18 protein-coding genes and 1 tRNA gene are annotated in these 21883 nt (G+C 68.5%); 7 read left to right on the top strand and 12 right to left on the bottom strand.

Translation table 11 applies throughout. The features are described 5' to 3' along the window. Positions 1-55 precede the first annotated feature (55 nt). Positions 56-913 carry an oxygenase MpaB family protein gene (locus ACFVIV_RS18465; protein WP_379197733.1) on the top strand — a complete coding sequence of 286 codons (858 nt, stop codon included), beginning with the start codon at positions 56-58 and terminating at the stop codon, positions 911-913. A gap of 18 nt (positions 914-931) precedes the next feature. Here the strand turns inward: ACFVIV_RS18465 and ACFVIV_RS18460 are convergent, their stop codons facing one another. Then, positions 932-1564 carry a TetR/AcrR family transcriptional regulator gene (locus tag ACFVIV_RS18460; RefSeq protein WP_379197731.1) on the bottom strand — a complete coding sequence of 211 codons (633 nt, stop codon included), beginning with the start codon at positions 1562-1564 and terminating at the stop codon, positions 932-934. A gap of 146 nt (positions 1565-1710) precedes the next feature. Between ACFVIV_RS18460 and ACFVIV_RS18455 the strand changes: the two genes are divergently transcribed. Next, the gene (locus ACFVIV_RS18455) at positions 1711-2580 is read left to right on the top strand and encodes an oxygenase MpaB family protein (RefSeq protein WP_379197729.1); all 870 of its coding nucleotides are present in this window, start codon (positions 1711-1713) and stop codon (positions 2578-2580) included. Positions 2581-2584: 4 nt separating this feature from the next. Here the strand turns inward: ACFVIV_RS18455 and ACFVIV_RS18450 are convergent, their stop codons facing one another. From ACFVIV_RS18450 to ACFVIV_RS18420, 7 genes are all read right to left on the bottom strand, one after another. Then, entirely contained in the window at positions 2585-3532 is a 948-nt protein-coding gene (locus ACFVIV_RS18450) for a proline dehydrogenase family protein (protein WP_379197727.1), read from the bottom strand. Continuing rightward, complete coding sequence (gene pruA, locus ACFVIV_RS18445; protein ID WP_379197725.1) at positions 3529-5166, bottom strand: L-glutamate gamma-semialdehyde dehydrogenase; 1638 nt, start codon at positions 5164-5166, stop codon at positions 3529-3531. The genes ACFVIV_RS18450 and pruA overlap by 4 nt, the downstream gene beginning before the upstream one ends. Positions 5167-5238: 72 nt before the next feature. After that, positions 5239-6903 carry a GMC oxidoreductase gene (locus ACFVIV_RS18440; RefSeq protein WP_379197723.1) on the bottom strand — a complete coding sequence of 555 codons (1665 nt, stop codon included), beginning with the start codon at positions 6901-6903 and terminating at the stop codon, positions 5239-5241. Between the two features lie 116 nt (positions 6904-7019). Further along, positions 7020-7093 (bottom strand) — tRNA-Asp (locus ACFVIV_RS18435). A gap of 69 nt (positions 7094-7162) precedes the next feature. Beyond that, positions 7163-8269: a succinyldiaminopimelate transaminase gene (dapC, locus tag ACFVIV_RS18430; RefSeq protein ID WP_379197721.1), complete on the bottom strand. Its 1107-nt coding sequence runs from the start codon at positions 8267-8269 to the stop codon at positions 7163-7165. 6 nt (positions 8270-8275) lie between these two features. After that, complete coding sequence (gene fdxA / locus ACFVIV_RS18425; protein ID WP_029931437.1) at positions 8276-8599, bottom strand: ferredoxin; 324 nt, start codon at positions 8597-8599, stop codon at positions 8276-8278. A 134-nt stretch (positions 8600-8733) separates the two neighbouring features. After that, positions 8734-11367 (bottom strand): bifunctional FO biosynthesis protein CofGH, encoded by a 2634-nt coding sequence (locus ACFVIV_RS18420; protein ID WP_379197719.1) that lies wholly within the window; start codon positions 11365-11367, stop codon positions 8734-8736. Positions 11368-11627: 260 nt separating this feature from the next. On the opposite strand from ACFVIV_RS18420, the gene ACFVIV_RS18415 reads away from it, so the two are divergent. Together ACFVIV_RS18415 and ACFVIV_RS18410 are read left to right on the top strand one after the other, a co-directional pair. Continuing rightward, positions 11628-12134 (top strand): PH domain-containing protein, encoded by a 507-nt coding sequence (locus ACFVIV_RS18415; RefSeq protein ID WP_379197717.1) that lies wholly within the window; start codon positions 11628-11630, stop codon positions 12132-12134. A 104-nt stretch (positions 12135-12238) separates the two neighbouring features. Continuing rightward, the gene (locus ACFVIV_RS18410) at positions 12239-13792 is read left to right on the top strand and encodes a PH domain-containing protein (RefSeq protein WP_379197874.1); all 1554 of its coding nucleotides are present in this window, start codon (positions 12239-12241) and stop codon (positions 13790-13792) included. Positions 13793-13857: 65 nt separating this feature from the next. On the opposite strand, the gene ACFVIV_RS18405 is transcribed toward ACFVIV_RS18410, so the two are convergent. Continuing rightward, positions 13858-14316, bottom strand: a complete 459-nt coding sequence (locus ACFVIV_RS18405; protein ID WP_379197715.1) for an SRPBCC domain-containing protein — start codon at positions 14314-14316, stop codon at positions 13858-13860. A 188-nt stretch (positions 14317-14504) separates the two neighbouring features. Between ACFVIV_RS18405 and ACFVIV_RS18400 the strand changes: the two genes are divergently transcribed. Next, positions 14505-16058 carry a protein kinase gene (locus tag ACFVIV_RS18400; protein WP_379197713.1) on the top strand — a complete coding sequence of 518 codons (1554 nt, stop codon included), beginning with the start codon at positions 14505-14507 and terminating at the stop codon, positions 16056-16058. A gap of 13 nt (positions 16059-16071) precedes the next feature. Here the strand turns inward: ACFVIV_RS18400 and ACFVIV_RS18395 are convergent, their stop codons facing one another. The 3 genes from ACFVIV_RS18395 to ACFVIV_RS18385 all read right to left on the bottom strand — a co-directional run bounded on the left by ACFVIV_RS18395 (position 16072) and on the right by ACFVIV_RS18385 (position 17868). After that, positions 16072-16506 carry a DUF4189 domain-containing protein gene (locus ACFVIV_RS18395; RefSeq protein WP_379197711.1) on the bottom strand — a complete coding sequence of 145 codons (435 nt, stop codon included), beginning with the start codon at positions 16504-16506 and terminating at the stop codon, positions 16072-16074. A gap of 11 nt (positions 16507-16517) precedes the next feature. Next, the gene (locus tag ACFVIV_RS18390) at positions 16518-16976 is read right to left on the bottom strand and encodes a DUF4189 domain-containing protein (protein ID WP_379197709.1); all 459 of its coding nucleotides are present in this window, start codon (positions 16974-16976) and stop codon (positions 16518-16520) included. Between the two features lie 97 nt (positions 16977-17073). Next, positions 17074-17868, bottom strand: a complete 795-nt coding sequence (locus ACFVIV_RS18385) for a helix-turn-helix transcriptional regulator (protein ID WP_379197707.1) — start codon at positions 17866-17868, stop codon at positions 17074-17076. A gap of 84 nt (positions 17869-17952) precedes the next feature. On the opposite strand from ACFVIV_RS18385, the gene ilvD reads away from it, so the two are divergent. After that, a complete protein-coding gene (gene ilvD, locus ACFVIV_RS18380) occupies positions 17953-19803 on the top strand; it encodes a dihydroxy-acid dehydratase (RefSeq protein ID WP_379197705.1) in 1851 nt (616 codons plus the stop codon). 115 nt (positions 19804-19918) lie between these two features. Beyond that, complete coding sequence (locus ACFVIV_RS18375) at positions 19919-21874, top strand: GMC family oxidoreductase N-terminal domain-containing protein (protein ID WP_379197703.1); 1956 nt, start codon at positions 19919-19921, stop codon at positions 21872-21874. The last annotated feature ends 9 nt before the right edge of the window (positions 21875-21883 follow it).

The raw sequence follows: 21883 nt of genomic DNA, 5'->3' as shown, positions 1-21883 counted from the left end.
CCGAGTGGGTAAGAAAGTTTGTATATAACCTTCTCACTCGAGGATGTGGTCAACGATGACCAGGCCGCTTCGCGCAACACCCGAATACGCAGCAGGCAATACGCCGCCCATCGATATCCGGCAGTTCCTCGATGGCGCGGTCGGCCTGCTCGGCGGCGCCGCGAATGTCATCATGCAGCTCTCCAATCGGCCGGTCGGCTATGGCGTGGTGGAATCGCCGGTGGAGAGCGGCAATGTGATGATCCATCCGATCAAGCGGCTGCGCACCACCGTCACCTATCTGGCGGTCGCCATGCTCGGCAGCGACGAGGAGCGCGAGGCCTACCGCGAGGCCGTCGACACCTCACACAAGCAGGTGCGCTCCCGCGCCGGAAGTACGGTGAAGTACAACGCTTTCGACCCGAACCTTCAGTTGTGGGTGGCGGCCTGCCTGTACTGGGGCGCGCGCGATCTGTACGAGCGCATGCACGGGCCCATGACCGACTCCGATGCCGACGCCTTCTACCACTACGCCGCCCGGCTGGGCACCACCCTGCAGATGCGCCCGGAGATGTGGCCCGCGAATCGCGTTGCCTTCGACCGGTATTGGGAGGAAAACCTCGCCAAGACCGTCATCGATCCCAAGATCCGCGCCTACTTCGACGATCTCATCGACCTGAAGATGCTGCCCCGGCCCTTCCAGCTGGCCTTCGGCGGCGTGCACCGCTTCTTCGTGATCGGGCTGCTGCCACCGCATCTGCGCGATGAGATGGGCGCGACCTGGTCGCCGCGGCAGGATCGGCTGCTCGCGACGACTCTGAAAGCCCTCGGGGCGGCCGAATCGGTCCTGCCCACACCGGTGCGCAGCTTCCCGCTCAACTTCTATCTGCTGGACATGCGCGTGCGCCGCCGTCTCGGCCTGCGCCTGGTCTGAAGCGAAACCGGTTCCGGCTCAGCCGATCCGGAAACCGGGCACCACGTGGTCGCGGGCGAACCGGCGCAATGCCGCCGGATCGTCGAGCGGGATCACGGTCTGCGGCGTGAGCGCCAGCGACAGCGCCGCGCGGGCGATCATCTCGGCCAGCGGCAGCGGATCGTATTCGGGCAGTTTGTCTTCCGCCTGCAAGCGGGCGATGAACTCGGCGAGGTAGTCGCGCCCCAGTTCGATGACGGGCGCGCCCTGCACCGTGAGGTAGGGCAGCACGATCTCCGGTTCGGTCTTCAGCAGGCGATCCAGCAGCGCATTGCCGCGCAAGCCCTCGGCGAAGGCGATGAACAGGGCGACGATCTGGTCCTCGGCGCTGGCATCGCGCTCGACCTCGGCCCGGATGGCGGCATCGGCCTCGGCGATGAACTGCCGCGCCTGGCGCAGCCCGACGGCCTGGATCAGATCGTTCTTGCCGGCGTAGCGCCGGTACAGCGTGGCCAGCGAGAGTCCGCCGCGCCGGGCCACCTCGACCATGCTGGTGCGCTTGATGCCGAAGTCGAGAAAGGCCATGAGCGCGGCATCGAGCACCTTCGCCTGATTGCGGTCCTCGGGGCCGGATCCGCGCACGAGCGGGAGCAGTTTGGCCAGTTTGGCCATGGTCCGAGCCCTTTCCGGTCGCGAAGATACGATGAGGCACCAATCATCGCACATTGACACGCACCCACCGCGATGAGAGGGTGAGAGGCGAATATTCTCACACTCTCCTCACTGGCGAGGAGTGACGACGAGGAGTCGAGTCAACGATGACCGCCGCCCTGCGTAACTCTGATGAATACCGTCCGGTTGGCACTTATGAGCCCATTACCCCGGAGAGCGCCCGCGAATACCTCGACGGCATTGCCGCCTTCCTGGGCGGCGCCGCCAATGTGATCATGCAGCTCTCGCACAAGCCGGTCGGCTACGGTGTCATGGAGAGCGATGTCGACAGCGGCAAGGTCACGCTGCACCCGATCAAGCGGCTGCGCACCACCCTCACCTATCTGGCCGTCGCCTGGCTCGGCGACGAGAACGACCGCAAGGACTACCGCGAGGCCGTCAACACCTCGCATCGGAGCATCCGGACCAAGCCCGGCAGCCCGGTCAAGTACAACGCCTTCGACCCCAACCTGCAGCTGTGGGTGGCGGCCTGCCTGTACTGGGGCGTGGACGACCTGCTGCTGCGCATGCGCGGACCCATGGATCCGGAGGCGGCGGAAGCCTTCTACCAGTACAGCTCCCGGCTCGGCACCACCTTGCAGATGCGCGAGGAGATGTGGCCGGTCAGCCGCGACGCGTTCTACGCGTACTGGGAGGAGCACCTTGCCACCCGCGAGATCGACGCCGCGACCCGTCAGTACTTCAACGATCTGGCGGATCTGAAGATGCTGCCGCTGCCGCTGCAACTCCTACTCGGCGGCCTGCACCGTTTCATCGTCACCGCGCTACTGCCCCAGCATCTCCGGGATCAGATGAACATGTCCTGGTCCGCCCGCGACGAACGCGCCTTCACTTTCCTGCTGCGCCTGATCTCCGCGGTCTGGACCCGCATGCCCACGACAATCCGCCTGTTCCCCTTCAACTTCTATCTGGCCGATATGCGACTGCGCCGCCGCCTGGGCCGCCCGCTGGTCTGAGCCGTCAGCTCCGGTCGGCCAGGGCGCGCAGGAAAAAGCCCAGGTTGGCCGGGCGTTCGGCGAGGCGGCGCATGAGGTAGCCGTACCACTGGCCGCCGTAGGGGACGTAGACGCGCAGGCCGTGGCCCTCGCTCACCAGGCGGCGCTGTTCGGCGTCGCGGATGCCGTACAGCATCTGGAACTCGAAATCAGCCGGGGTGCGGTGCTGTTCGGCCGCGAGGGTGAGCGCGGCGTCGATCATGGCCGGATCGTGCGAGGCGATCATCGGATAGCCCTTGCCGCGCATGAGGACGTCCAGGCAGCGCAGGTAGGAGGCGTCGACCTCGGCGGCGCGCTGGAAGGCGACGGTCTCCGGTTCCTGATACGCGCCCTTGCACAAGCGGATTCGGGTGCCCGCCGCCGCGAGCTCGCGCAGGCGATCCTCGGCGGCGCGCAGATAGGTCTGCACGGCCACGGCCAGCCAGGGGAATTCGGTGCGCAGCTGACGCACCGCCTCGAGGGTTTCCTCGGTGGTGGTGTGGTCCTCGGCGTCGACGGTCACCCAGACGCGCGACTCGTCGGCCTTGGAGCACAGCTTGTGCAGGTTCTCCACGGCAATGGCCGGGCCGTCCTGGCCGAGGGATTGCCCCAGCGCGGAGAGCTTCACCGAGACCTCGACGCACGGCACCGCGGTATCGGGCGCTTCCAGGGCGGCCAGCTCGTCGATGAGCGAAACGTATTCCGCCACAGCGGCATCGGCCATGGACCGCTCGGTGGTGTACTCGCCGAGGAAGTCCACGCTGATCATGCGGCCGCTCGCCAGCAGTTCCCGCGCCACCGGCGCCAGGTCGGCGCGCGTCTCCCCCGCCACGAAACGGCGCACCACCGCGGCGGTGAGCGGAGTGCGCGTGACCGCCCGCTTCAGTCGCGGCGAGTTCGCCGCGGCCAGAATGACCGGCCGCAGCGGATTCATCGCGTCTCCATGTGCGGATAGCGGTAATCGGTTGGCGGGACGAAGGTTTCCTTGAGGGTGCGCGGGGCCACCCAACGCAGCAGGTTGAGCGGCGAGCCCGCCTTGTCGTCGGTGCCGGAGGCGCGCGCCCCGCCGAAGGGCTGCTGCCCGACCACCGCGCCCGTGGGCTTGTCATTGATGTAGAAGTTGCCGGCCGCGAAACGCAGTGCGGTGGTTGCGTGTTCGACGGCGTGCCGGTCGCGGGCGAAGATCGCGCCGGTGAGCCCGTACGGGGAGGTGGCCTCCACGGTGGCGAGCATGGCGGCGAAGCTGTCGGGACTGCTGTCGTCGTAGACGTGCACCGACAGCACCGGGCCGAAGTACTCGGTGGCGAAGGATTCGTCGCCGGGATCGTCGCTGAGCAGCACGGTGGGCCGGATGAACCAGCCCTCCGCATCGTCGTAGACGCCGCCCGCCGGAATGGTCAGGCCGCGGCTGCGGGCATTGGCGATGGCCGCCACATTCTTGTCGTAGGCGCGCTTGTCGATCACCGCCCCGCCGAAGTTCGACAGATCGGCGATATCGCCGTAGGTGAGCTCCTCGACCTGCGCCAGGAACTCCTCCCCCATACTGCGCCACACGGACTTGGCGATATACGCGCGGGAGGCGGCCGAGCACTTCTGGCCCTGATACTCGTAGGCTCCGCGAATCAGGGCCGTGCGCAGGGCATCCGGGTCGGCCGAGGGGTGGGCGACAATGAAATCCTTGCCGCCGGTCTCGCCGACCAGCCGCGGATAGCCGTGGTAGCGGCCGATATTCGCGCCGACCGTCTGCCAGAGGAACTGGAAGGTGCGGGTGGATCCGGTGAAGTGGATGCCCGCCAGCCGCGGATCGGTCAGCGCGATCTCCGACAACTGGGCCCCGTCACCGGTCACCATATTGATCACGCCGGGCGGCAGGCCCGCCGCCTCCAGCAGCCGCATGGTGTAGTACGCCGAAAGCGTCTGCGTAGGTGAGGGTTTCCACACCACCGTATTGCCCATCAGGGCCGGTGCGGTGGGCAGGTTCCCGGCGATGGCGGTGAAGTTGAACGGCGTAATGGCGTACACGAACCCCTCCAGGGGCCGGTAGTCCATCCGATTCCACACGCCCGCCGTGGATTCCGGCTGCTGCGCCAGGATCTCCCGGGCGAAGGCCACATTGAAGCGCCAGAAGTCCACCAGTTCGCAGGGTGCGTCGATCTCGGCCTGCTGCGCGGTCTTGGACTGGCCGAGCATGGTTGCGGCGGCAATGGTTTCCCGCCACGGCCCGGCCAGCAGATCCGCCGCCCGGAGCAGGACGGCGGCGCGCTCCTCGAAGGGCAGCGCGCGCCAGCCGGGCGCGGCGGCCGTGGCGGCCTCGATGGCCGCCCGGCCCTCGTCGTGTGTGGTGTTCGTATACGTCCCCAGCACCTGCCGATGCCGGTGCGGCATGGTGATGTCGAACCGCTCGCCGGTGCCGGGCTGATGTTTGCCGCCGATCACCAGCGGCACGTCCACCGAGGCGGCGGAGAGTTCAGCGAGCTTGGCCGACAGCAGCTCTCGTTCCCGGCTGTCGAGCGCGTAGGTGTGCACCGGTTCATTGGTCGGGGCGGGGACAACCGTGACAGCGTCCATAACCCAGGCTATCGCGAACTTTGCCGCCCAGGAGGGACGAACGCGCCAGCTCCTTCCGGCGCTTCCGGGCGGCTACCGTAAATCCGTAGCGACGATGTGCTCGATATTGCGTTCGGCCAGCGCGGTGATGGTGACAAACGGGTTCACCGTGGTGCTGCCCGGGATCAGGGACCCGTCGATGACGTACAGCCCCGGATAGGAGGTCAGCCGCCCGTAATTGTCGGTGGATTGGTTGAGCACGCAACCGCCGAGCGGGTGATAGGTGAAGTCGTCGCCCCAGGTCTTGTAGAGACCGAAGAGATCGGTCCGGTAGATGGTCCCCTCCTTCTTGTTGATCTTGTCGAAGACGCGTTTGGCGGCATCGATACTGGGCTGCGCCCAGCCGGTCTGCCAGTTCAGGTCCACGCCGCCGGTCCCGGAGTTGAAGGTGAACTTGCCGCGGTTGGGATTCTTGGTAATGGCCAGGTACAGGCTGATGAAGGTCTCCAGCCCGGCCGGAATCGGCGAGACCTCCGCGAAAACCGGACCAGCGGTATCGGCCCAGTTGTCGATGCCCAGGCAGGGGATGCAGGATTGCAGGCTGCCGGTGTCGTCCCACATGTGATTGGCGCGCGCGACCATCACATTGCCGTTGTTGCCCCAGTTGGACCCGACCGTGTCCGGCAGGTCGGGCAGTTTGCCCTGCGCCTTCATCGACACCAGCAGCTTGCTGGTGCCCACGCTGCCCGCGGCGAAGAAGACGCGCTGCGCCACAACCGCTTTGGTGGCCACGGTCGCGCCGCTGGTGTCGAGCTGCTTCATCTCGACCTTGTACCCACCCTCGGTCGGCGAGACGGCCGTGACCTGGTGCATGGGCGTGATGCCCACCTTGCCGGTGGCCGCCGCGTCGGCGAGGTAGGTCTTGTCGACGGAGTTCTTGCCGTAGTTGTTGCCGTAGATGACCTCTGAGGCCAGCGCCGATCGGGTGGCCTGATTCGCCTGCTCCAGCTTCATGTACCCGAAGTCGTACACATTCGGCACGAAGGTCCAGGCGAAGCCGGAGCGCTCGGCATGTTTGCGGCCGACGCGCGCGTAGTTGTAGCACTCGGCGGTCTCGAACCAGCTCTGGTCGAGGTTATTGACCCCGAGGGCGGCATTGGCGCGCGGATAGTAGGTGGAGTACATCTCGCCGGCGTCGACCGAGGGCAGGATGCCCGCGAAGTACTCCTGCTTCGGCGTGACGGCCATACCGCCGTTCACCAGCGATCCGCCGCCCACGCCGCGGCCCTGGTAGACGCGGATGCCGCTGAACTTCTCGGAATCCAGTACGCCCGTGTACTTCTGGATGTCCTTGTTGTAGTCGCCGCCCGCGAAATTGGAGATGGGCTGGTCGGTCCGGTTGCGCAGCCAGAAGGAGCGGCCATCCGGTTTGAGCATGCCGCAGAAGATCTTTCCGTCGGAGCCGGGCGCGGTCCACGACATGCCCATCTCGACGACGGCGACGTCGACTCCGGCCTGGGCCAGCCGCAGCGCGGCCACCGCGCCGCCGTAGCCACTGCCGATGACGAGGGCGGGCACCCGATCGCCGTCGGCGAGCTGTTTGGTCGGCAGCGCCCGCGCGGGCGTCCCGCGACCCAGCACGGCAGCCCCAAAAATGACACTCGTTGCAGCTAGGAACCCCCGGCGGCTGACGCTATGGCCATAATGGCTCTTACCAGAGTTTTCGTAAACGAATCCACGCACTGAAAGGCTCCTCATCGAGTGTGCAATGAGAACCTGTTATAGATGTTGTGAAGCGCGCGTGCGTCAGTTTTGCGGAACAATGAAAAAAGTCCGGCCGCAGCAGCGACCGGACTTCGTTTTCTTCTGATGTGCGACCCTGACGGGACTCGAACCCGCGACCTCCGCCGTGACAGGGCGGCGCGCTAACCAACTGCGCCACAGGGCCTTGAAGTATTCAGGCCACCGGGCCTTGCAACGTCGAAGACAGTAGCACGGACCCGATGGCTACTGAAAATCAGCTGGTCAGACGCTCAGCAGCGGTCGCGATGCGCTCATCGGTGGCTGTCAGCGCAATGCGCACGTGCTCCGCGCCCCGGGGCCCGTAGAACTCGCCGGGGGCCGCGAGAATGCCGCGCTCGGCCAGCCAGTCCAGCGTGGTGCGGCAGGGCTCGCCGCGGGTGGACCACAGGTACAGGCCGGCCTCGGAGTCGTCGATGCGGAAACCCGCCGCCAGCAAGGCCTTCCGCAGCACCTCGCGGCGGGCGCGGTAGCGCTCGCGCTGCTGGGCCTCGTGGGTGTCGTCGCCCAGGGCCGCGGTCATGGCGGCCTGGATGGGGAAGGGCAGCATCATGCCGGAGTGCTTGCGCACCTCGAGCAGTTCGGCGATGAGCGCCGGGTCGCCGGTCACGAAGCCCGCGCGGTAGCTGGCCAGATTCGAGGTCTTGGACAGCGAGTGAATGGCCAGCAGGCCGGTGTGGTCGCCGTCGGAGACCTCGGGATCGAGGATGGACACCGCGCGGCCCTCCCAGGGCAGGCCCAGGTAGCACTCGTCGGAGGCCAGGACCGCGCCGCGCTCGCGGGCGAATTCCACCACCTTGCGCAGATGTTCGACGCCCAGCACCTTGCCGGTGGGATTGGACGGCGAGTTCAGGAAGATGAGCGCCGGCTTCTCCGGGCCGAGCTGGGTCACGCCGTCGGCGCGCACATAGCGGGAGCCGGACAGCAGGGCGCCCACCTCGTAGGTGGGGTACGCCACTTCCGGGATCACGACCAGATCGTCCGGGCCCAGGCCGAGCAGCCGCGGCAGTCCGGCGATGAGTTCCTTGGTGCCGATGGCCGGCAGCACGGCGGCCGGGTCGATGCCGGTGATGCCGAAGCGCCGCTTCAGCGATTCCACCACGGCGGCACGCAATTCGGGCGTACCGTGCGTGGTCGGGTAGCCGGGCACCTCCGCCACCGAGGCCAGGGCCGCGCGGATCAGCGGGTCCACCGGATCGACCGGGGTACCGACGGACAGATCCACCAGGCCGCCGGGATGCGAAGCGGCCTTCGCCTTCACCGAAGCAATGGTGTCCCAGGGGAAATCGGGCAGCAGCGAACTGACCCGGCCACGCGCGCTCAAGTCCGCTTACTCCGAGGCCATCGGCGGTAGCGCGGCGATGAACGGCGGGTCGTAGTCGACCTTGCCGACCTTGGTGGCGCCGCCGGGCGAGCCGAGGTCGTCGAAGAACTCGACATTGGCGTTGACGTAACCGCTCCACTGATCCGGGGTGTCGTCCTCGTAGAAGATCGCCTCCACCGGGCAGACCGGTTCACATGCACCACAGTCCACGCACTCGTCCGGTTGGATGTACAGCATGCGGCCGCCCTCGTAGATGCAGTCCACGGGGCATTCCTCGATGCACGCCTTGTCCTTCACGTCAACGCACGGTTCAGCGATGATGTACGGCACTGCCGCTCTCCTAGTCTGTCCTCACATGTGGGGTCGCTCCGCGTGGCGGAACAAGTCTCCCGGCCCGGCGAAACAGTATCCCGACGCCCCAACATTACTACTGGTCAGCCTGCCCTAACTTGGGTGGATTCGGTCTATCCAACCACCAGCGAAACCGGCGGGCGATGCGGCGGCACACCATAGGTGGTGGTGCGCTGCCGGACCGGACGGCCGATTCCGGTGGCGATCTCGGTCAGTTCCTCGACGGTCTTCGCTGATCCGTGTTCGGAGCCGGCCATGCGGGAGATGGTTTCCTCCATCAAGGTGCCGCCCAGATCGTTGGCGCCGCCATTGAGCATCAACTGGGTTCCCTTGATTCCGAGTTTCACCCAGCTGGTCTGAATGTTCTCGATGCGCCCGTGCAGCATGATCCGCGCGAGCGCGTGCGCCGCTCGATTATCACGGATGGTGGGCCCCGGGCGCGAGGCTCCCGCCAGATACAGCGGTGCGCTCTGGTGCACGAAGGGCAGCAGCACGAACTCGGTGAAACCACCTGTCTCGTCTTGGATTCCGCGCAGCACCCGCAGGTGCCCGACCCAGTGCTTGGGATTGTCCACGTGGCCGTACATCATGGTCGAGCTGGAGCGAATGCCCAGCTTGTGCGCGGTGGTGATGACATCGATCCAGGCCGAGGTGGGCAGTTTGCCCTTGGTCAGCACCCAGCGGACCTCGTCGTCGAGGATCTCGGCGGCGGTGCCCGGAATGGTGTCGAGCCCGGCCTCTTTCAGCGCCGCGAGCCAGTCGTGCACGGATTGGCCGCCGCGGGAAGCGCCATTGACGACCTCCATCGGGCTGAAGGCGTGCACGTGCATGTCCGGGACGCGCGCCTTGATGGCGCGCACCAGGTCGGCATAGCCGGTGACCGGCAGCTCCGGATCGATGCCGCCCTGCATGCAGATCTCGGTCGCGCCCTCGACGTGCGCCTCCCAGGCGCGGTCGGCGACCTCCTGCGCGCTCAGGCTGAAGGCGTCGGCATCGCCCTTGCGCTGAGCGAAGGCGCAGAAGCGGCAGCCGGTGTAGCAGATATTGGTGAAGTTGATATTCCGGTTGACGATGTAGGTGACGTCGTCGCCGACGGTGTCGCGGCGCAGTTGATCGGCCAGCGCGGCCACGGCCTCCAGGGCCGGGCCGTCGGCGGTGGCCAGGGCCAGGTACTGGTCATCGGTGAGCCCGGCCGGATCGCGCTCGGCGGCGCGCAGCGCGGACATGACATCGGCGTCGAAGCGTTCGGGGGCGGCGGCGGCCAGTTCGTGCACCTGCTCGCGAATGCTCTCCCAGTCGCCGAAGGCGCCCAGGCCATCGGTCTCGAGCGCGGAATCGCTGCGGGACTCGGTGTTCCGGCCCTCGCTGTCGATGGCGGTATTGAGGTCGATGCGGCCGACCGACTCCCAGTCGTGGTCGGGCTCCTGCCAGGGCAGGCCGGTCGGGTTCACCTCGCGGGCCAGGCCGGTCTGCGGATCGGCCAGCGCGGCCACATGTTTGGAGACCCGCGGGTCGATCCAAGGATGGCCCGCCAGAACGTATTTCGGATGCGCGGTGAGGCGCTCGGTGAGCACGTAGCCGGCGTCGGCGGTGACCTGCGCCAGCACCTCCAGATTCGGCCAGGGGCGCTCCGGATTCACATGATCGGGGGTGAGCGGCGAAACCCCGCCCCAGTCGTCGATTCCGGCGGCGATGAGCGCGCGGCATTCCTCGAGCGAGACCAGATTGGGCGGGGCCTGGATGCGCATCTTCGGGCCGAGCAGCAGCCGGGCCACGGCGATGGTGGCGCGGAACTCCTCGAGATCGGCGTCGGGGGTATGGCGCATGGCGGTGTCGTGCTTGGCCAGGAAGTTCTGCACGATCACCTCCTGCACGTGACCGAAGGCCTTGTGCGCCTTGCGGATCGCCATAATGGATTCGGCGCGCTCGGTGAGGTTCTCGCCGATGCCGACCAGAATGCCGGTGGTGAACGGGACCGAGAGCCGGCCCGCGTCGGTGAGCGCGCGCAGCCGCACCGCCGGATCCTTGTCCGGGCTGCCGTAGTGCGCCTGGCCCGGTTCGGTGAACAGGCGGGTGGAGGTGGTCTCCAGCATCATGCCCATGGACGGGGCCACCGGCTTGAGCCGGGACAGCTCCTCCCAGGTCATCACGCCCGGATTCAGGTGCGGCAGCAGGCCCGTCTCCTCCAGCACCCGGATGGACATGGCGCGCACGTAGTCGAGGGTGGAGTCGTAGCCGCGCTCGTCCAGCCACTGCCGAGCCTCGGGCCAGCGTTCCTCGGGCCGGTCTCCGAGGGTGAAAAGCGCTTCCTTGCAACCCAGTTCGGCGCCCTTGCGGGCAATGTCGAGCACCTCGTCGGGCTCCAGGTACATGCCCTTGCCCTGGGCGCGCAGCTTGCCCGGCACCGTCACGAACGTGCAGTAGTGACACTTGTCCCGGCACAGATGCGTGAGCGGAATGAAAACCTTGCGCGAGTAGGTGATCGGCAGCGTCTCCCCCGCGTAGCCGGCCTCCCGCAGCCCGGCGTCGCGCACCCGCGCCGCCGACGCGCTCAGATCCTCCAGATCGGCGCCGCGCGCCTGCAGCAGCGCCACCGCCTCGTCGAGATTGAGCGTGGCCCCGTCGCGCGCCCGGCGCAGCGCCCGGCGCATACCGGCGGGGCTGGGTGCGTGCTCTGTTCCCGCAGACGCACCGCGTGCGGCCGGGGGCAGCTTCGGGTTCGGTAGATCCGTCACGTCCTCGATCATGCGCCATCCATCCGACTGATCCGACTCGGGTGCCATAAGAGCAGGCAACCGGGCACACCGGAGGAGTATTCCGCCACGGCCGCCCGAATAATGGTCCCGCACACGGGGCGGAGATGCGCGGCCGGACGCCGCCCGGGCGCGGGCGCCGACGCCGGGTCATGCGCGCGGGACGCGAGATGTGGCCGGTCCCACCGGCCGGTCCGTACGCTGCGCTCCGTATGTGCCGCGCACCGGCCCGGAATCGTGCAAGCATGGCAGGCATGTCCCAGCCAACCGCACCCGGCGGCATCATGGTGGATCCGGCCCTGCGGCCCAGCCCGCGCGCGAAGCTGCTGTGGGCGATCAGCGCCGCGCTGTCCTGGGCGTTTCCCCTCGTGGGGCTGGCGGTGTGGGCGGTGCTGGACTCGAATCGGCGCGCGGTGCAGGCGTGGGTGTTCGGAATCGCGCTGGTGCTGGCCGTTTTCAGCATTGCGGTGGTGCCGCTGTGGCGGTACGCGGTGCATCGGTGGGAGATCACCGACGAGGCGGTGTACACCCGTACCGGGTGGTTGACGCAGGAGTCCCGGGTGGCTCCCATTACCCGGGTGCAGACCGTCGACACCTATCGCGGTCCGCTGGAGCGGCTGCTCGGGCTGGCGACGGTCACCGTGACGACGGCGTCCTCGGCCGGGGCCGTGCACATCAGCGCACTCGAGCTCAAGGATGCGCGCAGCACGGTCACCCGGCTCACCGAGATCGCCGCCCGGCATCGGGGTGACGCGACGTGACCGAACCGCTACACCCGAATCCCACCGATCCGGCACCGCCGCGGCCGGCCGCGGGCCCGCCGCCGGCCGAGGAGTCGAGCACCTGGCAGCGCCTGGATCGCCGAATGCTGTTGGTGCACCCCGTCAACGAGCTGATCCGCTTCATTCCGGTACTGCTCGCCTCGGTGATCGCCGGCACCCAGAGCGGTAATCACCTGTGGAGCCTCGCAGCGGTGGCCGTCATCGTCGCGCTGGCGCTGACCCGCTGGTTCACCACCACGTACCGCATCACCGGCGACAATGTCGAGCTCCGGACCGGCCTGATCCAGCGGAAGAAGCTGTCCATCCCCCGCAACCGGGTGCGCTCGGTGGATGTCGAGGCGGATCTGCTGCATCGGGCGCTGGGGCTGGCGGTGCTGTCCATCGGCACCGGGCAGCAGGCCGACCGCGGCGATCAGTTCAAACTCGATTCGCTCGACGCCGGGCTTGTCCCGGATCTGCGCACCGCACTGCTCGCGCACACTCGCGAGGCGGAATCACTTGGTGTGCAAGGGCTTACGGAGCCAGGAAGCGAGGAGAGAGCTCCGGGCGAGGGCGGTCCGAGCCTGGTGAAGTCCGACGGCCTGCCCGAGCCCGCCCCCCGGCCGCCGGTGGAAATCGGTCACTGGCAACCGAATTGGGTTCGCTACGCCCCGCTCTCGTTGACCGGCTTCGCCATTATCGCGCCCATCGTCGGTCTGGCCTTCCAGTACGGCATCGCCCAGGTCGTATTCGACTCCAATGCCGTTCAGGCCGTGGGCCATCGCGGGGCGGTCGCCATCGCCGCGTTCGTGGCCGGGCTCGTCGTGGCCCTGGTGGTCTTCGTCAGCCTGGCGGCCTGCGCCCGCTATCTGGCCACCTACCACCGGCTCCAGGTGGTGGACGACGGCAAGACGCTGCACATCCGCCACGGCCTGTTCACCACCCGCCAGGTCACCCTCGACCTGGCGCGGCTGCGCGGCGCGACCGTGAACGAGCCGCTGCTGCTGCGCTTGGCCGGCGCGGCCGAATTGGAAGCCATCATGACCGGCACCGATCCACGGCAGAAGATCCTGCCCCAGGCGCCGCGCGCCGCCGTGGATCACACGCTCGCGCATCTGCTCGACGAGCAGTCCGGCATCGACGACGCCGGGCTGTCGGCTCCCCCGCCGGTCACCGCCGGGCTGATCGCCCACGGTCCGGCGGCGAGACGCCGCCGCTACACCCGAGCCCTCGGTCCGGTCGCCGTGGCCGCCGCGATCCTGCTGGCGCTATCCCTTGCGGGAGTTCATATTCCGGCTTGGATCTGGTCGCTCATGTGCATCGCGGTGCCCGTCGCCATCGCGCTCGCCTGGGATCGCTACCGCGGCTTGGGCCACGCCGTGATCCCCGCCGCCGACGGCAACCCCACCTGGCTCATCACCCGCAGCGGTTCCCTGGACCGCGATCGCGACTGCCTGGAGGCCCCCGGCATTATCGGCTGGACCGTGCGCCAGACCTTCTGGCAGCGCCGGGCAGGCGTGGCCACCGTCATCGCCGCCTCCGCCGCCGGCAAGAAGCGCTACCACCTCATCGACCTCCCCCTCGACCGAGCCTGGCCCCTGATCGATTCGGTAACCCCCGGCATCCTGGGCCGCCCCGCCGAACCGCTGGACGAATGATCACCGGGAATTGGTGGCGGCGAATCGCGAATAGCGACCGCCACCAGTTCCCGGTCGATGGATTTTCAGTTCTCCAGGACCTCGCGCAGGCGGGTCAGGGCGGACTTCCAGGCTCGCTCCATGGCATTGCGGGCCATTTTCTGGCGGCGGTCCTCGATATCGAAGCCGGTCTGGGTTAGGAGGAGCCGGGTGCCGCGCCCTTGGGGTTCGAGGGTCCAGTCGACAATCCACCGGGCGGGGTACCGGGCGCGCAGGTCCACCCAGGCGAGGGTCAACTGCTCGGCCGGCCGCGCGGCCAGGACTTCGCAGGCGATCTCGCCGATGGGCTGGGCGGGGCCCGTGGGCTGAGTGGGGACGGCGAAGATGAAATGGGTTCCGACCGTGGGAGTGAAGCCGACCGAGCGCATCAGCCAGCGTTCGACCAGCGGCGGATTCGTCAGGGCTTGCCAGACCTTGCGCGGCGCCTGGGGGAAGAAGCTGCCGATCTCGACTGCGGCGGGGTCCAATTCAGCATCAGACGTCATCGGTGCACCGCCTCGGCGAAAAGACCATACCACCACCATTTCATGACCGCTGACCGATATGGGGGCGCGACAGCGGATTCTGTGGAAAAAACAGTGCGACCGCGCGGTCGGCGATTGCGTTAGATTCTCTCAGGGTCACAGCATGATTCGGGTGCGCGGCCCGCTGTGTGCGTCGGGGAGGAATTCGAGTGAGTTTGCAGCCGGGGACGGAGTTCGCCGGATTCGGCATCGAGCGGCTGCTCGGCGCGGGCGGAATGGGCACGGTCTACCTGGCCGCACACCCGCGACTACAGCGCCGGGTGGCGCTGAAAGTGCTCGCCGATACCTTCACCGTGGATGCGAAAGCGCGCACCGCCTTCGAACGGGAGGCCACGCTCGCCGCCGGGCTGGATCACCCGAATATCGTTCCGGTATACGACCGCAGCGCGGTCGACGATCCGGCATTGTGGCTGGCCATGCGCTACATCGACGGCGGTGACGCGGCCGGTTTGCTGCACGCGAATCCGGCCGGTCTGGAACCGGCGCGCGCCATGCGACTACTCGCCGACGCCGCCCACGCCCTCGACTACGCGCACGGCCGGGGCGTACTGCACCGCGACGTGAAACCGGCGAATCTCCTCATCGCCAATGACCATCGCGACGGCGAACGCGCGGTCCTCACCGATTTCGGCATCGCCCGCACCCTCGACGACACCGTCACCCTCTCCGGCATCGCCGCCACCTTCGCCTACGCCGCCCCGGAACGCTTCGCCGACGCCCCCGCCGACCACCGCGCCGACATCTACTCCTTGGGCTGCACCCTGTTTCAACTGCTCACCGGACAACAGCCGTTCGCCCGCAAGGATCAGGCCGCCGTCATCGCCGCCCACCTGACCGCGCCCCCGCCCTCACCCCGCACCCTGCGACCGGACCTACCCGCCGAACTGGACGCCGTGATCGCCACCGCGCTGGCCAAGTCGCCGCAGGATCGCTTCCCGACCTGCACCGCCCTCGCCGAGGCGGCCGCACGAACCCTGCACGCCGCCGCGGTAACGGTGCGCGCGGAACCAGCACGGCCGATACCGGTTTCAAGTGGGCCGATACCGGATTCGAGCGAACCGGTGCCGAATTCGAACGAGCCAGTGCCGAATTCGAGAGAATTGGTACCGAGCACCCCGGCGCGGGATGAGGCCGCGATACCGACCGTCGTTCGAGATCCGGAGCCGCCCCGCGAGCCGCCGCTGCTGGTGAAGCGCGACCCGACACTGGTGAAGCGCGACCCACCGCCCCTGCCGGTCGACGTCGCGGAACGGATCGACGGGCGACTCCCCCACCCGCCCGCACCCGCGGAATCGAAGGCGGCCGCCGGTGTTCCGGCCCGCCGTCGGCGGGTCGCGGTGGTGTCGGGTCTGCTCCTGACCGGAATCGGCGTGGTGGTCGGCGCGACGTTCGCGGTGCGCGGCAACTCCGAATCACCCGCCACCACCTCGCCGACGACGGTGTCATCGACAACGACGGCATCGTCCGCGGGTGTGTCACAACCGGTTACGTCGACCACCGCACCGGGTCCGAGTATCGCGCCGGTGACCTCGGCGCCGCCGCCGGCGGACAACCCGCCCGCAAACGACACCCCACCGGCGGAGGAGTACACCACGCCCGCCGGACAACCGCAGCAGCCGGTCTACACGCAGCCTTACACCCCGCCGCCGGTCCAGGCGCCGGCGGTGGTGCCGCAGACGCGGGTCCACCAGTTCCCCGGGTGAACCCGCTCCGGCGTCAGCCGGCGTTGGCGGTGCAGATGGTGTCCAGTACGAAGGCCGGTTTGGTGATTTCGACGAACAGCATGCCGGTGGGCTCCGGGCCGGCGATGCGCATGGCGTTTGCCTCCGCTTCGGCTGCGGTGGCGCCGGTTCCGGTGAAGTAGAACGGCATGGGGCTGCCCAGGCTGCGGGCGTCGCGCTCGACCACCGAGCCGCATTCGTTGTGGATGCGGACCGGGATGTAGCAGGTGCTCTCGCCGCATGCGGCGAGGGCGGCCTGGTCGGCTTCGTGCTGGGTGGGATAGTCCGCCGCCGCGCCGACTCGGAAGGTCGAGACGGCGATCGAGCCGTAGAGATCTCCCGCCGCGTGGGCGGTGCCGGATCCGGCGGTCAGGAGGGCCGCGGCCGCCGGAATCACCATGGCCGGCGCGAATCTGCTGAGCAGTGACATGTTTTCGATCCTCATCCGGCGTTCGAGGTGCAGACCGTGGCGCGGACGAAGGGCTCCATCCGCATGGAGCTGCCGTAGGACAGGCTCAATGCCTGGGCCCACGGCGTAATGGCGGGAACCTGCCGAAACGCCATCTCCTCGGCTTCGGCGGCCGTCGCACCGGTTCCGTATTTGAAAGTCGGGAAGGAGAACCACAATCCGCGCGTATCGGACTGGACCGCGGCCCCGCAGCTGTTCTTGATCTGCAGTTCGACCTTGCACACACTGTTGCCGCAGGCCGCGAGGGCCGCCGCGTCCGCGGCGGCCTGCGTCGGATGGTCGGTGGCCGTACCGACCTGGAACGTTCCCGGCGCGACAGCGATGGCGCCGTACAGATTTCCGGCCGCCTGCGCGGTCCCGGCCCCGACGGCCAATAGTGCACCGGCCGCCGGAATCACCATGGCCAGCGCGCACTTTCCCAATAACGACATATGAATCCACCCCGAGCTCGAACAGCGATACCGGGCGATCATTGCGGCAATCGCGCCGGCTGTCCACCCGCATTTCCGGCGCCGCGCCGGATTCCGGCTACTCCGCGATCGGGGTGTAGATGACGAGGTGGAGGTCCGGGTGGTCGGCGGGAGACAGGCGGTGGTGTTCATAGTGGAGTTCGCCGCGCACCGGGTGGTGGAACACCCGCTCGCGGGAGGCGAAGCCCTCGATATCGTGGCTGCGCCAGCCCGCGCGGAAGGGTTCGCTGGTTTCCAGGAGGCGCTGGATGGCCGGGGTGTGGGCGAGGTCGCCCAGGCGCGGCCCGGCTTCGGCACGGAATTCGGCCAGGAAACGGCGGCTGGTGACCTCCCAGTCCGGGAGGAGGTCACGGACGTAGGGGTCGGTGAAGACCAGCCACAACAGGTTGCGGTCGGCGGGGGCGACGGTGGCGACATTGGGGTACAGGTCGGCGTAGGCGCGGTTCCAGCCGGTGATCTGCCAATCCGGGGCGATGGCGTAGGCGGGGAAGTCGAGGGCGTCGAGCAGGTGCTGGACGTGCGCGGGCGCGGAATCGGTTGTGCCGTCGGCGGATTCCGGCAGCGGCGTGTATCCGGCGAGGGACAGGATGTAGCCGTGCTCGGTGGGGGTGAGCCGCAGGGTGCGGGCCAGGGCGTCGAGCACCTGGCGGGAGGGCTGAATATCGCGGCCCTGTTCGAGCCAGGTGTACCAGGTGGCGCTCACGCCGGAGAGGGTGGCGACCTCCTCGCGGCGCAGGCCGCCGCGGCGGCGCGGGCCGGCCGGCGGCAGCCCGACGGCGGTCGGGTCCAGCTGGGCGCGGCGGGCCCGCAGGAAGCCCGCGAGTTCCGCGCGGCGCTGGGCGGTGGTGTCCACGGGTTCGAGGGTAACTACTGGTAGTTCTACTACCAGCACAAAGGGCGCCTTCGCGGGCGCGCGGCGCGGGCGCAGGATTCGACCATGCCTCAACTGAGATCGCGGACGGTCACCCACGGACGGAATATGGCGGGAGCCCGCGCGCTCATGCGCGCCTCCGGCGTCCCCAGCGCCGATATCGGCGTGAAACCCGTTGTGGCGGTGGCCAACAGCTTCACCGAGTTCGTGCCCGGGCACACCCATCTGCAGCCGGTGGGGCGCATTGTGAGCGAGGCGATCCGGGAGGCGGGCGGCATTCCGCGCGAGTTCAACACCATCGCCATCGACGACGGCATCGCCATGGGTCACGGCGGCATGCTCTACTCGCTGCCCTCGCGGGACCTGATCGCCGATTCCATCGAGTACATGGTGGAAGCACACTGCGCGGACGCGCTGGTGTGCATCTCCAACTGCGACAAGATCACTCCGGGCATGCTCATGGCGGCCATGCGGCTGAACATCCCCACGGTGTTCGTCTCCGGCGGACCCATGGAGGGCGGGCGGACCGTGCTCACCGACGGCACGGTGCGGCGACTGGATCTCATCACCACCATGAGCGAGGCGGTCAATGACGCCGTGTCGGACGAGGACATGACCCGCATCGAGGAGAATGCCTGCCCGACCTGCGGATCCTGTGCGGGCATGTTCACCGCCAACTCGATGAACTGCCTGGTGGAGGCGCTGGGCCTGGCGCTGCCGGGCAATGGCTCGACGCTGGCCACCCACACCGCGCGCCGCGACCTGTACGAGCGGGCCGGGCGCACGGTCATGGACATCACCCGCCGCTACTACGAGAAGGACGACGACGCGGTGCTGCCGCGGGCCATCGCCTCGCGGGCGGCGTTCGACAATGCGATGGCGCTGGATCTGGCCATGGGCGGGTCCACCAATACGGTCCTGCATCTGCTGGCCGCCGCGCGCGAGGCCGAGCTCGACTACACGCTGCGCGAGATCGAGGCGCGCTCGCACACCGTGGCGTGCCTGTGCAAGGTCGCGCCGAACGGCAGCGCCCTGATGGAGGACGTGCATCGCGCGGGCGGCATACCGGCCATCCTCGGCGAACTGCACCGGGGCGGACTGCTGAATACGGAAGTCCGTTCGGTGCACACCGATTCGCTGGAGCAGTGGCTGGCCGACTGGGATGTGCGCGGACCGAATCCCGCGCCCGAGGCGATCGAGCTGTTCCACGCCGCCCCCGGCGGCAGGCGCTCGGCGACCGCGTTCTCGCAGTCGGAGCGCTGGGAGTCCCTCGACACCGATGCCGAGGGCGGGGTCATTCGCGATGTGGCGCACGCGTTCTCGGCCGATGGCGGGCTCGCGGTATTGCGCGGCAATCTGGCGATCGACGGCGCCGTGGTGAAGTCCGCGGGCGTGGCCGCGGGCATGCACCGCTTCGCCGGGCGGGCGGTCGTGGCCGACTCGCAGGAGGCCGCGGTCGAGGCCATCCTGACCGGGCGCGTGCGGGCCGGGGATGTCCTGGTAATCCGCTACGAGGGTCCGCGCGGCGGGCCGGGCATGCAGGAAATGCTGTATCCCACCGCGTATTTGAAGGGCCGGGGTCTGGCCGATTCCGTCGCGGTGGTCACCGACGGCCGCTTCTCCGGCGGCAGTTCGGGCCTGTCCATCGGGCACGTGTCCCCGGAGGCGGCGGCGGGCGGGGTGATCGCCCTGGTCGAGGACGGCGATCGCATCGGCATCGATATCCCGGCCCGGACCCTCCGGCTGGAGGTGGCCGACGCCGAGCTCGCCGAGCGCCGCGCCCGCCGAGCCGACGCCGGGTTCCGTCCGAAGGACCGGAACCGGCCGGTGTCGAAGGCGCTGCGGGCCTATGCGCTGCTCGCGCAGTCCGCCGACCGCGGCGGGGTGCGGGAACTGCCCGACGCCATCACCATGTAATTGCGAATTCACTCCTGATTCAGTCACTTTCACCAGTTGAACCCGCTTAAAAGTGAGCATGCATTCATGACAGTGTGGTAGAAATCACCCGAGCTTTACGAAGGGTGGATTCGTCATGGAACCTACGGCCGAACAGCGGGCCGCACTGGGCATGATCTGCGATACGTTCCTGCCGGGTGACGGGCTGACGCTGCCGGCGGCGAGCGAGCTCGGGACCGTCGACACCATCTTCTCCATCCTGGGGCGCAATCCGCGGGAGGCCGAGAAGAAGCAGCTGGCCATGTTGCTGGGCCTGTGGGATTCGCGGCTCGTGGGGCTGCTCACCGGCAATGGCCCGCGCCGGTTCTCGGCGCTGCCGCAGGAGCGGCGGGAGGCGGCGCTGCTGCGGCTGGGCGATTCGGGGCTCGCGCCGGTACGGGCGATCTTCCAGGCGCTCAAGGGCGCGGCGCTGCTCGCCTACAACGTGACGCCGGGGCCGACCGGGGTGAATCCGCTGTGGGAGCAGATCGGGTATCCCGCGCCGGCCGGGGCGCTGGTGAGCGCGCCACAGCCCACGCTGGAACCGCTGCGGTTCACCGAATCCACCACGCTCACTTGCGATGTCGTGGTCATCGGCTCCGGTGCGGGCGGCGGCGCGGCCGCGGCGGTGCTGGCCGAGTCCGGGCTGGATGTGGTCGTGCTCGAGCGCGGAAATTATTACGACGACCGGGATTTCGGCAAGGGCGAGCTCGCCGCGCTGACCACCATGTACGCGGCGGGTCCGGCCGCGTCGGCGGAGGGTCAGATCAACCTGGTCGCGGGCAGCTGCCTGGGCGGCGGCACCGTCGTCAACTGGAGCACCTCGCTGCCCACCCCTGACCGGGTTCGCCAGGAATGGGCCGAGCTGGGCGTTCCGCAGTTCGCCGAGGCCGAGTTCGGCGATGCTCTGGAGGTGGTGTCGAAGCGGATCGGCGTGAACGAGCGGCGCTCGCCGCTGTCGGCGCGCGACGCCGTCCTGGAGCGGGGCGCCCGCGAACTCGGCTGGGACGTGAACACCCTGCCCCGCAATGTCTCCGACGCCTGTGACGCCGGTGTCGAATGCGGTCGCTGCGGTTACGGCTGCCGCCTCGGGGCCAAGCAGTCGGTGGCCAAGACGTGGCTCTCCGATGCCGCCGCGCACGGCGCGCGACTGGTCGTCGACGCCGATGTCCGGCGCATCGAAGTGAAGAACGGTCGCGCCGAGGCAGTTTCGGGGCGCTCGTCCGGCGGGGCCGAGATCACTGTCACGGCGCGCGCGGTGGTCGTCGCCGCGGGCGCGATCCAGACGCCCGCCCTGCTGCGGCGTTCCGGGTTGCGCAACAAGAACATCGGCCGGCACCTGCGCCTGCATCCCGCCGCCGCGGTCTTCGGCGTCTTCGACGAGGAGATCCGGCCGTGGGAGGGCGGATTGCAGACCCGCATCAGCCGTCAGCACGCCGATCTGGACGGCAACGGCTACGGCGTCATCTACGAAACCGGCCCCACCCATCCGGGTCTCGGCACCGGCTTCATGAGCTGGCGCGGCGCGGCCGCATTCCGTTCCACCATGCTCGATTTCGCGCGCTCGAATGCCGTCGGCGTCATCACCCGCGATCGCGATTCGGGCACCGTCGAGGTGGACAAGACCGGCGAGGCGATCGTGAAGTACAAGCTGTCGGACTACGACGCCGCCCACCTGCATCGCGGAATCGTCGGCGCGGCAGAGATTCTGGAGGCCGCTGGCGCGCGGCGCATCTTCTCCGGGCATCAGGCCGGGGTGTCCTTCGAACCCGGTACCCGCGGCTCGCTCGCCGAGTTCGACGCCGCGTGCAAGGCGGCGGGTTACGGCCCGGGCCAATGCGCCATGGGCGCACTGCACATCATGGGCTCGGCCCGCATGGGTGGCACCCCGGAACTCTCGGCCACCAATCCCGACGGCGTCACCTGGGATGTCGCCAATATCGTCGTCGCCGACGGCTCCAGCTTCCCCACCGCCCCCGGTGTCAACCCCATGGTGTCCATCGAGGCCATCGCCTATATGAACGCCAAACGTCTTGCGGCCCAACTGAGCTGACACGCCCCG

The organism is Nocardia sp. NPDC127526, from assembly GCF_042672265.1.
Classification (GTDB): Bacteria; Actinomycetota; Actinomycetes; order Mycobacteriales; family Mycobacteriaceae; genus Nocardia.
Note: the sequence above shows the minus strand (reverse complement) of the source record. Positions and strands in the feature narration are given on the sequence as shown.